The following is a 14094-nucleotide window of genomic DNA, read 5'->3' as shown; positions in this document are numbered from 1 at the left end:
GTGCCAGCGCCTTCGGCACAGGGCAGGCTCGCCACGCGGTGCAGGCTCCCCGGCACCACCACCTCCCCGGCACCACCTCCCCGCGCGACCACTCCCCTACCCCGCTGGAGTCCGCCTCCGGGTCAGCCGGTGCGCCTCGACCTCGTAGCGGCTCGCGGTTGCCGCCCCCGCGCGGAAGAAGCGGCGCCTCAGGGCACCCGCGACCTCGACCTGGTCCCCGGCGGCCAGCCGTCGGGCAGCCTGACGGGTGCGTCCCGTCCAGCAGGCCACGTCGATCGTGTCGACACTGGCGGAGCCCGGACCGCGACCCGGAGGGCGCGGCACCACCAGACGCAGGGCGGCCACCCTGTCCCCGCTGGGCAGCTCGCGCTCGTCGACGGCACCGCTGACCTTGCCCACCAGTCGCACCTCGTTGACCCACTCCACTGTGTCATCCATGCGTTCACGCTGCCGGTGGTGCCGGCTCAGGTCGAGGACCACGAGATCCACGTGTGGACGACGGCGGCGACGACGCCCACGTGGGGACACAGGGAGCCGTCATGGGGCCGTGGCGCGGCCGCCACGGCCGGTGTTGCTGCTCAGCCCCACCAGAACGAGGTGGCGATCACGGCATACACCGCGATCAGCGCGGCCCCCTCGATCCAGGTGGACTCACCGTCGAAGGTGATGAAGGCCGTGATGATCACGGCGATCACGACGGACACCACGAGCATGGGTGGGAACACCAGGGTCAGCGTCGCGAAGCCGAACACCGACGACAGCACGACGAGCAGAGGAGCCAGCACCAGGGCGATCTGGATCGGCGAGTTGATGACGATCGAGAAGGCGTACTCCGACCGGTTGCGGGCGGCCAGCTGCACCCCGACGACGTTCTCGATCGCGTTGCCGGCGATCGCGACGATGACCAGACCGGCGAAGGCGTCGGAGATGCTCAGGGCCTTCATCGCCGGCTCGAGCGCCACGACGAACCAGTCCGACACGAACGCCGAGAGCGCCGCGGCCAGCGCCAACAGGCCGACTGCGAGCCAGACCGGCCAGCGGGGAGCCTCGTGCTCCGTCTCGTCGGCTCCGGGTCCCCCGGTCGACGTGCTCCGGCGTAGCGAGGCAGGCAGGGTCAGCGCGAACAGGACCAGGAGGACCACCGACACGATGAGCGACAAGGTCTTCTCGTGGGCTGCGGCAGGCGTGTGCACGTAGTGCGCGAGCGACGGCACCACCATGGCTGCGACGGACAGCACCATCAGGACGATGATGCTGCGGGCGCGTTCGGAGTTCAGCTGTTGTGTCCCGTGCCTGAGCCCGCCCACGAGGAAGGCCAGGCCGAGCACCAGCAGGAGGTTGGCGAGGATCGACCCGATCAGGGCTGCCTGCACCACCGCCACGAGTCCGGCCTTGAGGGCGAAGAGGGCGATGAACAGCTCGGGGAGGTTGCCCAGTGCCGACTGCAGGACGCCCGTCGCGCCGGGTCCGAACCGGTCTCCCAGCTGCTCCACGGACCGCCCCACCAGCGAGGCGAGCAGGGTGACGGCCACTGCCGAACAGACAAACGGCAGCACGGCACCCGCCCCGACGAAGTGGGTCAGCGCGGCCAGCGCGACCGCGAGCCCACCGCCGGTCAGGACGACGTAGTCGGACCTGACGAGGACGGACTCGACCGGGGTCGCGGGGTGGGGAGCGGTGCTCATGCGGGACATCCTTGCGTCGAGGTGTGCCGATGGCACACCGAAGCGGCGCGGAGCTCACCTCCGCGCCGCTCAGGGGTGGTCGGGCTAGGGCAGGTAGTACGTCGGGTTGGGCAGCTTGATCGCGCGGTCCGCCGACCCACCGATCAGGTCGCTGTACTGGTCACCGAAGTTGGCGATGATGTCGAAGCCCTGGGCCTCCACGTGCGCACGCGTCTGCGACTTGTACTCGATCGTCGTGCACCGGGGTGCCAGGACGCAGGTCGCGTACGACGGGATCGGCTCGGTGGACGTCCACTTCGTGTAGTAGTTGTCGGGGCTGAAGCCGGTGTACCCGACCTTGGCGAGGTTGCCCAGCGTGGCGGCCCGCTGGGTCGTGTTCCGACCGGTCAACCCGACCAGGGTGCAGCCGGCCTCTGCCGCCGCGTTGGCGAAGGAGACCATGCCCGGAGTGGCTGGGAATCGCTGCGGCTGGACCCACTGCTGGTCCTGGACGGTGGGGTTGAAGACGAAGTGCATCGCCGCAACCTCCATGTCGTAGGTCCACAACGTCGTGTCGTCCGCATCGAGCACGATGGCGGGGTTGCGGCCCTGCTTCGTCTCGGTGCGGCACTGCTGGAGCAGCTGGCGACTGTGTCGGTCGACGAGCCGGGTGAGCTCCGAGATGTAGGGCGACGAGACCTTGTTGGAGATGCCGCTGCCGGAGTCGCCGTAGTAGACCGCGATGGTCTTCTTCACGACGTCGATGTTGGGGATCCCTTCGCCGCCCTGGGTCAGCCCGCTGGACCCGTCAGGCTTCATCGTGAAGCGGGTTCGCGGAGCCAGCCACGGCTCGCTGACGCCGGGCAGGTTCGGCGAGGGGAGGTAGTAGGTGGGGTTCGGCAGCTTGAGTGACCGGTCGGCATACCCGCCCTGCAGGTCTGACCACTGGTCACCCACGTTGAGCACGATGTCGTAACCGAGGTCCTGCTCGATGTGCTTGCGGGTCCCCGCCTTGTACTCGACGGTGTTGCAGGTGGGGGCTGCTGCACAGGTGAGGTAGCCGGGCGGAGTCGTGCCCGAGTTGTACTTCGTGAAGAACCGGCTCTCCGGGAAGGCGGTGTAGCCGACCTTGGCGAGGTTGCTGACGGTGTGCGCCTTCTGGCTGTCGCTGCGCCCGGTGAGGCCGAACACCGTGAAGCCCATCGCCTGGGCGTCGTTGACGAAGTCGACCATCCCCGGGACAGCCGGGAACCGCTCCTCGTTGACCCACGGAGCCTGGGCGGCCGGGGTGAACACGAACTTCATGTCCCCGACCTCCATCTGGTAGGTCCACAGGGTCGTGTCGTCGGCATCGAACACGATGGCCGGCTTCTCGTGGTGCCGCTGGGCGTTGGCCAGCAAGCGGGGAAGCGCCTGGCGCTGCCGGTCCAGGATCGACGTCAGCTCGCTGATGTAGGGCGAGCTGGTGGGGTTGGCTGCACCGGTGCCGGCCGGGTCGCCGTAGTAGGCGTAGATGGTCTTCTTGACCGAGTCGATGTTGGGGATGCCCTCTCCCCCAGCGGTCAGCCCGCTGGAACCGTCAGCCTGCATCGTGAAGTGCGTGCGAGGGGCGAGACGGGTGTCCGTGCCGTGGGCGGTGGCCGAGCCGGCGCCCGTGGAGGCTGCAGCGGCGAGGGCCAGGACTGCCGCTCCTGCCGTCACCGCCGCCCGCCGGACCTGGGCGGCGGTGGGGCCACCCCTTCTGCTGTGGACGGGGTTGGCCATGGACGCACGCTCCTGGGTTGGGTTGGTGACAGCGACTCGATGAGGTGACAACGCGTCGGCTAGCGGGGTTGGCGAGTGCCGGTTCCGGCTGTCGGTTGTGCTGACTGGCGGAGGCTACGTAAGCCCTGACCTCACCGGAAGTGACAACTGTCATGGGTGGCAGACTCGGCCCATGGAGGCTCCGGAAGTGCTGCGCCCGATGGTCGACACCGACGTGCTCGACGTGCTCCGGCTCAACGCCGACCACGTCGAGCTGCTCTCCCCCCTCGACGCGGTGCGACTCGGCGACCTCCGGCGATGGGCCTCGCGCGCTGATGTGATCGTGTGCGACGGGCAGACGGCCGGATTCGTCCTCGTGTTCGGGCCGGGCACCGCCTACGACTCGGAGAACTACCGCTGGTTCGGTGATCGCTACGGGAGCGAGTTCGACTACCTCGACCGGATCGTCATCGACGACCGCTTCCGGCGCCGCGGCCTGGCGACGTCGGTCTACGACGCGGTCGAGGATGCGGCCGTGGTGCGGGGTCGACTCGTCCTCGAGGTCAACATCGACCCCCCGAACGTTCCCTCCCTGGAGTTCCACCGACGCCGGGGCTATCGCGAGGTGGCCCAGCTGGGCGATCCCGGTCACCGCGTCAGCCTGATGGCCCAGTCGCTCTCCCACTAAAGGACGAGAGAAAACGTGACCTATCGCGGTTAAGGTGCGTTGAGGAGTTCGGAGCTGCCCAGAGAGGGCAGCAGAGGGAGTTGGCTGACCGTGCTTGGGCTCGCAGGAAGAGCCGGCGTAGCCGCAGGCGTCCTGACCGCCGCGGTGCTGGCAGGGTGGACGCCCGCCTACGCCTCCACGACGGCCCCACCCGCACCATCGGCCACTTCGTCCACACCTGCCCCCTCGTCCACCTCGTCGGCAGCTGGTCCGCAGTCCAGGTCGACCAAGCCCTCCGCCCCGCCAACCGACCCGGCCGATGGTCTGGCCGGGCACCCGACGGACGGTCTCGTGACCGGTGGAGGGACGGTCACCGCCGGGGCTACGGCCACGCCCGGAGCGGGTGGCGAGGCAACGCTCAGCCCCGCAGAGCTGGCCGCGCAGATCGCCGCCGCGGATGCGCTCACGAGGGACCTCACCGCCTCCAACGCCGGGATCGCGGCCGCGGCGACCAAGCTCGACCGACTCGCCCTCGAGGCCAACACCCTCCTGCAGAAGTATGCCGCCGCACGTGACGCGGAGCGGGCCGCACGCGAGGAGGCCAACCGCAACGTGCTGCTGTACCAGCAGCTGAGCACCCGCCTTGGTGAGGACCGTCGGGCCCTCGGCCAGTGGGCCTACCTCGCCTACGCCGGAACCGGCGGCGCCATCAGCGACATGGGCACCCTCTTCGACTCCCTGGCGAAGTCGGCGAGCGAGGCGAGCGACACCGCCGCCCAGCTGTCCTACCTCACCGACCAGCGCACGGGCCAGATCGAACGGGTCCAGAACCAGACCCAGCTGCAGCGCACCATCGCCATCAAGGCCGTCGAGGCCAGCACCAGGGCCACCGAAGCCGCGACCCAGGCCGCCGACGCCAAGAAGAAGCTCGACGTGGTGGTCGAGGAGCAGAAGGCCCAGCTGGATGCGACCAGGCAGCTGCACGCGGAGCAGGTCGCCAAGGCCGGGCCTGTGGCAGGTCTGCTCCTCGGCAGTGGCAACGCGGCCGCGATGGACGCGTCGAAGCGACTGCGCGCTGCCCTCGTCGTGCCGGGAGTGCTGGCCGACGGGTCGGTCAAGGCGTGCAGCACCAACGAGACCGAGTACCCCAATGGCAAGATCCCGGTGGCCGGGCTGTGTCCGCTCTTCGGTGCCCTCGGGCAGAGCCTTCGCCCGGGTGCGGCCGCTGCGTTCAACGCGATGAGCCTCGCGTACGAGAAGGACACGGGCTCCCCCATCTGCGTCACCGACTCCTACCGCTCGTACGCCGAGCAGGTCGCGGTGAAGGTGGTCAAGGGCAAGTGGGCCGCCACCCCCGGGCGCAGCGAGCACGGCATGGGCCGGGCCGTGGACCTCTGTGGAGGCATCAACAGCTTCGGGACGCCTGCGCACCTCTGGATGAAGCAGAACGCGCCGCTCTACGGGTGGTTCCACCCGGACTGGGCCGAACCCACCGGTTCGCTGCCCGAGCCGTGGCACTGGGAGTATGCCGGGTAGTCACCGCGAGGCCCCGACTCGCCATCGCTTTTGGGTAGGAATACCCATCTGTGCGAGTAGTCGTTGTGCCACCCTTCACGCATGACAACAGAGGCGGCCGCGCCACAGTCGACGTGGGCTGAGCACGAGCAGTACAAGAGGCCCTGGTACTGGTACGACTGGGCGAACTCCGCCTTCGTCACGACGGTCGGCACGGTGCTCTTCGCGCCCTACCTCACGACGGTCGCCAAGGAGGCCGCCTGTCCCGGACTCGATGACGACCAGAGCTGCCACGTCGACCTGCACGTCGTCCCGGCTGCCGCCGACCTGCCCAGTGGGGTCTGGCAGGTCGCCCTGGCGCTCACCCTCCTGGGTCTGGCCGCGCTGGTGTTCACGGTCGTCCAGATGGTCCGCAACAAGCCCGCGCTGGTGCCGACGGCCATCCCGCTGTCGTTCGCTGCCCTCGGTGCCCTCGTTCTCGTCCTGACCGCTCCCCTCGACCCGGGGTCCGTCGCGTCCTACACGGTGACCCTGTCGACCATCATCTCGGCGGTCCTGCTGGTCTTCGTGGGAGCCATCGCCGACCGGACGCCGCGCCCGGCGAGACTGCTCGGGGCCTTCGCCTGGGCGGGCGCCGTGGCCGCGTCGCTGCTGTTCTTCCTCCACGGGTCGAACTGGCGGTTCGGTGCGCTGATGATGATCCTGGCCACGATCGCCCTGGGCTCGTCCCTGGTCGTGTACGACGCCATCCTCTGCCGGATCGCCTCCCCCGACGACCGCGACGCCGTGTCGTCGCGAGGCTGGGCCCTGGGCTACCTCGGCGGTGGGCTCCTGCTCGCGATCAACCTGGTCATCGTCTCCAAGCCCGACCTGATCGGCGTGGACAAGGGCATGGCGGTGCGGATCAGCATGCTGTCGGCCGGGCTGTGGTGGGGTCTGTTCACGCTCATCCCCGTGCGCGGCCTGTGGGACCTGCGCGGTGGGGAGATCGCCCGCGTCGACCAGCCGTCCGCAGGCATCGTGCGCGGCAGCTACGCCCAGCTGGGACACACGTTTCGTGACCTGCGGACCTACCCGCACACGCTGATGTTCCTGCTCGCCTACCTGTTCTTCAACGACGGGATCCAGACGGTCATCTCCTCGAGCAGCCTCTATGGCGCCGAGGAGCTCAAGTTCGCCCAGGAACAGCTGATCGCCCTGATCCTGCTCGTCCAGTTCGTGGCGTTCGGAGGGGCGCTGCTCTTCGGCCGGTTCGCCCGCAGCTACGGGGCGTGGCGGACCATCCTCGGGTCGCTGGTGGCCTGGGCTGCCATCGTCATTGCGGCGTTCTTCGTCCCGGAGAAGGCGTTCATCCCCTTCATCGCCCTCGGTGTCCTCATCGGAATCGTGCTGGGAGGCAGCCAGGCCCTGAGCCGGTCGTTGTTCAGCCAGCTCGTGCCCAGGAGCCGCGAGGCCGAGTTCTTCGCCTTCTACCAAGCCATGGAGCGCGGCACGTCGTGGTTCGGCACGCTGCTCTTCGGCCTGGTCCACCAGCTGACCGACTCCTACCGGCCGGCGATCGTCGCGCTGATCATCTTCTTCGTCCTCGGCTTCGTGCTCCTGCGCAGGGTGGACGTACGCCAGGGGATCATCGACGCCGGCAACGAGGTGCCCGCGATCGTCTGAATGTGATTTGCGTCACAACTGCCAACGAAACGGGCGTCCCCAACGTCGGAACATTGCACGGGTCTACGGCGTTATGCCGAGTGAATCCCCGAGCCCCCACCCGAGCGGGCAGGGTACCAAGCACGTTGGGAGAACCCCGTCATGGCAGAGCGCACCCTCCGGGGCAGCCGAATGGTTTCGCACAGTCTCGAGACAGACGACCACGTCGTCCCGAGCGAGCGACAGATCACGTCCTACGTGTGCCCACTGGGCCACCGGACCGAGCTGCCCTTCTCGATCGAGGCGGAGATCCCGTCGACCTGGGAGTGCCGTTGCGGCGAGGAGGCCCGTCTCGTCGACGGCCCCGAGCCCGAGGTCAAGCAGGTCAAGCACGTCCGCACCCACTGGGACATGTTGCTCGAGCGTCGGTCCATCCCTGAGCTCGAGGAGCTCCTCGAGGAGCGCCTGGTGCTCCTGCGCGAGTCGCGCGGCGAGAAGCCCCGCCGCAAGCGCACCGCCTGAGCCACAGCAGCACGAAGGCCGCGTCCCGATCAAGGGACGCGGCCTTCGTCATGCGTGGTATGCCGCGTGGTGAGCGGCTAGAGGACCTCGCCCTCGATGACGTCGGGTCCACTGGACGACTGTCCGCCGGCCCCGCCGGATCCACCGGGACCAGCACCGGGACCAGCACCGGTGACCCGGCCACCGAAGAGACCCCCGAGCAGCTTCTTGGCGACGACGGTCTCGAGCAGGGTCCGGGCGATGGGCCGCGTGAAGGGCAGGATGAAGAAGAACCCGACGATGTCGGTGAGGAACCCCGGGGTGAGCAACAGGGTCCCGCCCACGAGGACGAGCGCCGCGTCCGCGAGCTGTCGGCTCGGCATCTGACCCGTGGTCAGAGCCGTGCTGAGCGCCTTCCAGGCGCGGGCCCCCTCACGCCGGACGAGCCAGGCGCCCAGGGCCGACTCGACCAGCAGCAGGACCAACGTCTGCCAGCCGCCGATGACCTTGCCGACCGCGATGATCGCCGCGATCTCCAGGACCGGGACGACGAGCAGGAGCACGAACGCGACGGCCAGCCAGCGCGGCCGACGTCGCCGCGCATAGGGGGTGCGTCCTACAGCCGGTGCCACGTGGGCTCCCTGCGGCCCAGCCGGCGCACCTGGTCGGATCGGTGCGCCAGTCCCCAGGACGTGATCCGGAGCAGGGACTCCCGCATGATGTCGCCGCTCATCTTGGAGTCACCGACCTCGCGCTCGACGAAGGTGATCGGCACCTCGACGACGCGCAGCCCGAGCCGGACGGCGCGCTGGGTGAGGTCCACCTGGAAGCAGTAGCCCTGGGACGCGACGTGGTCCAGCCCGATGGCCTGCAGGGCGCTGGCGCGGTAGACGCGGTAGCCGGCGGTGGCGTCGTGGACCGGCATGCCGAGCAGCGCGCGGGTGTAGATGTTGGCGCCGACGCTGAGCGCCTTGCGGTGCAGTGGCCAGTTGACCACGCTGCCGCCACGAACCCAGCGCGCGCCGATCACCAGGTCGGCGTCGGAGAGGGCCGCCAGCAGGCCCGGCAGCTGCTCGGGCTGGTGCGAGCCGTCGGCGTCCATCTCCACGATGGCTCCGTAGCCCTGCTCCAAGGCCCAGGTGAAGCCCGCGAGGTAGGCATTGCCTAGACCCTGTTTGCCAGGTCGGTGCAGCACGTGGACCTGCGGGTCGGCCGCGACGATCTCGTCCGCGACCTTGCCGGTGCCATCGGGAGAGTTGTCGTCGAGCACGAGGACGTCCGCAGTCGGCACCGCGGCACGCACCCGCTCGACGATCCTGGGCAGGTTCTCACGTTCGTTGTACGTCGGGATGCACACGAGCACCCGGTCGACCTGGTCAGACAACACGATCTCGTCAGACAACGACAGGATCCCTTCGGGGTTGAGCCGGTGCGGTGGGTCCGTCCGTGGCGCGATCGACCCTAGCGGTCCGACGCCGCAGGCACAGACCGAGCGCCAGGAGTGTGACGAACGCCAGGCCCGCGGCATACTCCGGCAGCGGTCCGAGGCGATCGGACACGGTGACCTCGGTGCGGACCACCGGCGACCCGTAGCGGGCCGCTGCGCTGAACAACGTCGTCTTGTCGACGGACGTTCCGTCGGGGTTGATGAACCCGCTGACTCCGACGGTGGAGACGTGGACGACCGAGCGTCCGTGCTCGATGGCGCGGATCCTGCTGATCGCGAACTGCTGCTCGGACTCGGCGGTGTAGCCGAACGTCGCGTTGTTGGTCTGCACGGCGAGGATGCTCGCGTCCCGCCCGGGCTGCAGGGTCGAGTCGCGCATCAGCCCGTCGTACGCCACCTCGAAGCAGATCGTGGGGATGATCCAGTAGGGCCGCTCCCCCGCCACCGGCACCTCGAACCCGCCGGGCCGGTCACCCTTGGTGAAGTCCCGGGTGACCAGGTCGACCTTGTCGGAGAAGTTCCGGAAGAAGTCGCGGAAGGGGATGTACTCCGCGAACGGCACCGGGTGCTGCTTGACGTACCGCTGCGGGTCGGGGACGCCCGGGCGGTAGAACAGGCTGGCGTTGGAGATGTAGGGGGCGGGGCCGTCGAGGACAGCACCCACGAGGATGGGCGCCTTGACGGTCCCGACGGCGAGCCGGATGTCGGCGGCCGCGTCGGCGTTCTCGAACGGGTCGATGTCCGAGGAGTTCTCCGGCCACACGACCAGGCTCGGCGCCGGATGACCCGTGGCGACCGCCCCGAGGGTGCCCTGGACATGGTTGTCCAGGACCTTGCGACGCTCGGCGTTGAAGTCCAGTCCGGCCTTGGGCACGTTGCCCTGGACGAACAGGACCGACACCTTCCGCCCGTCCGTGGGCGGCGTCGTCGCGACGGCCAGGCCCAGCGGCGCCAGCGCCAGCACTGCGAGGGCCACCGCCAGGGGCCGGTATGCCGCGGCCTGGGCCGGGCGCGGCCGCCCGACCCGGTGGGTGAGCTCGCGGACGACCAGGTGCAGCAGGACGCCCAGGGTGGCCACGGCGAAGGTGAGACCGGGGGCTCCCCCGAAGCGGGCGAACGGCGCCAACGGGCCGTCGGCCTGGCTGAAGGCCAGGCGCGCCCACGGGAAACCGCCGAACGGCGTCGTCCCTCGAGCCCACTCCTGGAGTACCCAGGCCAAGGGGACGGCGGCATACGCGAGGGGGCGCAGCCGGGAGGTGAGGAAGGGGCGTTGGGCCGCAGCCGTCAGCGCGCACATGGCTGCGAGGTAGAGGGCCTCCAGCGTGGCCAGGGCGATCCACGGGAGGTTGCCGACGTAGACGCCTGTCCACGACAGCGTCGGCAGGAAGAACCCCAAGCCATGGGCCAGCCCCAGCAGCAGGGCCAGTCGCCACCGGGCGCCGAGGACCGCCGCGGACAGCAGGCCCACACCGAGCGGGGCGAACCACCAGATGTCGTGTCCGGGAAAGGCGTACGAGGTGACGAGGCCGGATCCCAGGGCGGCGACGAGTCGCAGCCCCGCTCGGAGGGTGATGGTCGGCTTCGGCACGGGACCACGGTAGGACACGGAACGGCCCGCACTGCCGTTGGGACCAGCAAGGGGCCGGCTGGGTGCCGACATCCTGCTGTTGTCTACTAAGCGCGCGGGCCGAGCCGCCGTCCACCACCGCCGAGAGGCGGAGCACCAGTTCGGTCGTACGTCACTGCTGGCGGGCGGTGGCTGCGCGCGCTAGCCACCGGGCAATGCGTACGTCTCCGGCCTGGATTCCCCCTGGTCAACGGTCTTGCGGTGATACAACCGTGGGCAAACTTACCCCCGAGGCGAGGGCTGTCAACCCCGTGTTCACTGGTGCAGGACCTCATTTGCCCTGGTTGCGTGCTCACGCCAAATCCGTTGTGCTGCAAGGCAACTTCAGGCAATCGGCGAACGGTCGGCGTGTCGCGCGCGACACGCCGGAAGCGGCCCTCAGGCGGTCGGTGCCGGCGGGGGAACCACCACGACGCCACGAGCCGTGGTGGCCMCCACGGGCGGGTCCAGGACGTCGGCGGCGGACTCACCGCGCTCGGGGGTCCCGCGGCCGACGACCCGCACCTCGAAGTCCATCTCACGGCTCCGGGTCCCGGCCCGAACCAGCCGGGCCTCGATCTCGATGACGTCGCCGGCCCGGACCGGCGCTTTGAACTGGACGTCGGAGTACGACGCGAACAGCCCCTCGTCGCCGTCCGTGCGGATGCACATCTCGGTGGCCACGTCGCCGAACGCCGCCAGCGAGTAGGCGCCGTCGACGAGGTTGCCCGCGTAGTGGGCGTGGCTGTACGGCACATAGCGTCGATGGGTGACGGTGAGGCCGACGGTCGCTCGGGTGGGGGCGGTCATGACTTCTCCTTCGAGACGGGCGAGGCGAGGGCATGGACGAGGTAGCTGGCGACCTCGCCGGGGGTGGTACCGCGGCCGAAGATCCGGTCGACCCCGAGCTTGGGGGCCGAACCCTCCTCGAACCGGGGACCACCGACGACGAGCAGTGGCACCTGCCCGGCAGGGTAGGCCTCTCGGAAGGCTGCGCTCATCGTCGTGGTGTTGTGGATGTGCGCGTCGCGCTGCGTGACGACCTGGCTGACCATGACGGCGTCGGCCTTCTCGGCCCTGGCGCGGGCGACGAGCTCCGGGACGAGCACCTGGGCGCCGAGGTTCACGACCTTGATCTCGCGGTAGTACTCCAGGCCCTTCTCCCCCGCGAACCCCTTGATGTTGAGGATGGCGTCGATCCCGACGGTGTGGGCGTCGGTGCCGATGCACGCGCCGACCACGACGAGCTTGCGACGAAGCCGCGACTTGATCGCCTTGTTGACCTCGGTGGGGCTCAGCAGCGGGAACTCACGCTCCACGACGGTGACGTCGCGCAGGTCGACCAGGTGGGTCGCGCTGCCGTAGACCACGAAGAACGTGAAGTCGGGACCCATCGGCTTGGCGTGGACGAGCAGAGCCGGCTCGAGGCCCATCTTGGCTGCGAGCTGGAGGGCGGCGCCCTCAGCCCGCTTGTCGTGCGGGACCGGCAGCGTGAACGACACCTGCACCATGCCGTCCCCGGTGGTGTCGCCGTAGGGGCGGACGATGTCCGGGGTCTTGCGAGCAGCCTTCGCCCCCTTGGCCACGGCCTTGGCGGGCATCGGGTCGAGCGGCATGGCCTCGTCGGTCGTGCGCGGGTCCTGGGCCGGTGTCATCGGGTCTCCCCGGTCTCGAGGAGGGTCGTGGCCGGGTTGTCGTAGCCGTCGGCGCGGACCACCACTCCGTCGAGCCCCTTGCCGGCGTTCGCGGGACGCTTCATCAGGCCGAAGGTGCCGTCCGCGATCGCCTCGAGCAGGGGTGCCTTCCCGGGCTCCTCGGTGATCGCGGTGAGCAGGTCGATGGCCTCGCCGAGCACGCCTCGAGCCCGGGTCTGGATGAAGCCGTCGCGGGGCGGGTGGAAGTCCTCGGTCAGACCGCCCGCCGCGTTGAGCACGTAGCGGACGTTCTGGAGGGCGAGGTCGCGGTCGGACAGGAACGGGGTGACCACGGCCTCGGTCATCATGCCGACGAGCAGGATGCCCTGACCGGTCATGGCGCCCACGAGGTTGAAGAACCCGTCGAGCAGGTAGCCGCGGAACACGTCGCCGGTCATGTGCTTGGTGGGCGGCATCCACTTCAGGGGTGCGTCGGGGAACAGCTGCCGCGCCAGCAGTGCGTGCGCGAGCTCCATCCGGAACGAGTCGGGGATCTCGGGGTTGATCTCGAACGCGTGGCCCAGGCCCAGCTGCCAGTCCTCGAGCCCCGCCTCCTTGGCGAAGTACTCGTTGAGCAGCTGGCTGACGGTGACCGTGTGTGCTGCCTCGACGGCATCCGCGGTGGTGAGGTAGTTGTCCTCGCCGGTGTTGATGATGATCCCGGCGCGGGCGTGGATCTGCCGACTGAACCGCTGGTCGACGAACGTCCGGATGGGGTTGATGTCGCGGAAGAGGATCCCGTACATCGAGTCGTTGAGCATGATGTCGAGCCGCTCGAGCCCGGCCAGCGTGGCGATCTCCGGCATGCACAGCCCGGAGGCGTAGTTGGTCAGCCGGATGTAGCGACCGAGCTCCTTGGACGTCTCGTCGAGGGCGGCGCGCATGAGGCGGAAGTTCTCCTGCGTCGCGTACGTGCCGGCATACCCTTCACGGGTGGCGCCCTCGGGCACGTAGTCGAGCAACGACTGGCCGGTCGAGCGGATGACGGCGATGATGTCGGCGCCCTCGCGGGCGGCGTTCTGCGCCTGCGGGATGTCCTCGTAGATGTCGCYGGTGGCGACGATGAGGTAGATCCAGGGGCGCTGCTCGGGGTCGCCGTGGCGCTTGATGAGGCGGTCGCGGTTGGCGCGCTGCTTGTCGATGGTGCGGATGCCGCGGCTCACCTCACGGCGCGCGTCCTTGGCTGCCGTGGTGGCCGCCTTGCCCTCGGGGAGCCGGAACTGCACCGAGCCGCTCGCCGCCTTCTGGGCCAGGGTCAGCAGGTCGGGCGCCTCCCCCCTGCGCAGGGCGTCGAAGACCGGGCTGGTGATGCCGTGCTCGAGCCCGACCTCGCCACGGACCGCATCGACGAGGTGGTTGACCCACGGGACGCGCTCGTGGTCGGCGCCGGACAGGCCCGCGAGCCGCAGGGTGGCGCGCTCGACACTGACGGTCGTGTGGCTCTGGGCCAGCTTGACGACAGGTCGCCCGGCCTTGCGAGCCAGGGTGCGGGCCCGGCGAACATCAGCCGGGTCGAGGTCGAGGAGGGGTTTCACGCGCGAAGACACGCGGCAAATCTAGCAGCGAGGGAGAGGATTTCCGGCGCATGGTCCTCTGCGCCGCAAATTCTTCCC

Annotated in this window: 13 protein-coding genes; 4 read left to right on the top strand and 9 right to left on the bottom strand. The window is 69.5% G+C overall.

From position 1 onward, the window contains the following. Positions 1 to 96 precede the first annotated feature (96 nt). The 3 genes from AC1DXJ_RS01970 to AC1DXJ_RS01960 all read right to left on the bottom strand — a co-directional run bounded on the left by AC1DXJ_RS01970 (position 97) and on the right by AC1DXJ_RS01960 (position 3428). A complete protein-coding gene (locus AC1DXJ_RS01970; protein WP_477612960.1) occupies positions 97 to 438 on the bottom strand; it encodes a single-stranded DNA-binding protein in 342 nt (113 codons plus the stop codon). Between the two features lie 140 nt (positions 439 to 578). Beyond that, the gene (cax, locus tag AC1DXJ_RS01965) at positions 579 to 1685 is read right to left on the bottom strand and encodes a calcium/proton exchanger (protein WP_477623754.1); all 1107 of its coding nucleotides are present in this window, start codon (positions 1683 to 1685) and stop codon (positions 579 to 581) included. A gap of 84 nt (positions 1686 to 1769) precedes the next feature. Further along, a complete protein-coding gene (locus AC1DXJ_RS01960) occupies positions 1770 to 3428 on the bottom strand; it encodes an HAD family acid phosphatase (protein WP_477612958.1) in 1659 nt (552 codons plus the stop codon). 172 nt (positions 3429 to 3600) lie between these two features. On the opposite strand from AC1DXJ_RS01960, the gene AC1DXJ_RS01955 reads away from it, so the two are divergent. The 4 genes from AC1DXJ_RS01955 (at position 3601) to AC1DXJ_RS01940 (ending at position 7755) form a co-directional block, all read left to right on the top strand. Further along, entirely contained in the window at positions 3601 to 4095 is a 495-nt protein-coding gene (locus tag AC1DXJ_RS01955; protein ID WP_477612957.1) for a GNAT family N-acetyltransferase, read from the top strand. Positions 4096 to 4425: 330 nt separating this feature from the next. Beyond that, on the top strand, positions 4426 to 5610 hold the full coding sequence (locus AC1DXJ_RS01950) for a D-alanyl-D-alanine carboxypeptidase family protein (protein WP_477612956.1): 1185 nt from the start codon (positions 4426 to 4428) through the stop codon (positions 5608 to 5610). 81 nt (positions 5611 to 5691) lie between these two features. Next, positions 5692 to 7254, top strand: a complete 1563-nt coding sequence (locus AC1DXJ_RS01945; RefSeq protein WP_477632173.1) for an MFS transporter — start codon at positions 5692 to 5694, stop codon at positions 7252 to 7254. 141 nt (positions 7255 to 7395) lie between these two features. Further along, positions 7396 to 7755 (top strand): RNA polymerase-binding protein RbpA, encoded by a 360-nt coding sequence (locus tag AC1DXJ_RS01940; protein ID WP_179423005.1) that lies wholly within the window; start codon positions 7396 to 7398, stop codon positions 7753 to 7755. A 77-nt stretch (positions 7756 to 7832) separates the two neighbouring features. Here AC1DXJ_RS01940 and AC1DXJ_RS01935 read toward each other — a convergent pair whose 3' ends face one another. The 6 genes from AC1DXJ_RS01935 to kamD all read right to left on the bottom strand — a co-directional run bounded on the left by AC1DXJ_RS01935 (position 7833) and on the right by kamD (position 14028). Further along, positions 7833 to 8366 (bottom strand): FxsA family protein, encoded by a 534-nt coding sequence (locus AC1DXJ_RS01935; RefSeq protein ID WP_477612954.1) that lies wholly within the window; start codon positions 8364 to 8366, stop codon positions 7833 to 7835. After that, complete coding sequence (locus AC1DXJ_RS01930) at positions 8351 to 9136, bottom strand: polyprenol monophosphomannose synthase (RefSeq protein ID WP_477612953.1); 786 nt, start codon at positions 9134 to 9136, stop codon at positions 8351 to 8353. The genes AC1DXJ_RS01935 and AC1DXJ_RS01930 overlap by 16 nt, the downstream gene beginning before the upstream one ends. Continuing rightward, positions 9129 to 10769 carry an apolipoprotein N-acyltransferase gene (gene lnt, locus AC1DXJ_RS01925; protein ID WP_477632171.1) on the bottom strand — a complete coding sequence of 547 codons (1641 nt, stop codon included), beginning with the start codon at positions 10767 to 10769 and terminating at the stop codon, positions 9129 to 9131. Before lnt ends, AC1DXJ_RS01930 begins: the two co-directional genes overlap by 8 nt. A 417-nt stretch (positions 10770 to 11186) precedes the next feature. After that, positions 11187 to 11597, bottom strand: coding sequence for a 3-aminobutyryl-CoA ammonia lyase (gene kal / locus AC1DXJ_RS01920; protein ID WP_477636243.1), 411 nt, complete (start codon positions 11595 to 11597; stop codon positions 11187 to 11189). Next, positions 11594 to 12442 (bottom strand): lysine 5,6-aminomutase subunit beta, encoded by an 849-nt coding sequence (kamE, locus tag AC1DXJ_RS01915; RefSeq protein ID WP_477612950.1) that lies wholly within the window; start codon positions 12440 to 12442, stop codon positions 11594 to 11596. Before kamE ends, kal begins: the two co-directional genes overlap by 4 nt. Further along, positions 12439 to 14028 carry a lysine 5,6-aminomutase subunit alpha gene (gene kamD / locus AC1DXJ_RS01910; protein ID WP_477636242.1) on the bottom strand — a complete coding sequence of 530 codons (1590 nt, stop codon included), beginning with the start codon at positions 14026 to 14028 and terminating at the stop codon, positions 12439 to 12441. Before kamD ends, kamE begins: the two co-directional genes overlap by 4 nt. Positions 14029 to 14094 lie beyond the last annotated feature (66 nt).

Source organism: Pedococcus sp. P2_D9, from assembly GCF_056404275.1.
The sequence above is the reverse complement of the archived record's forward strand: the minus strand, read 5'-3'. Positions and strand labels throughout refer to the sequence as shown.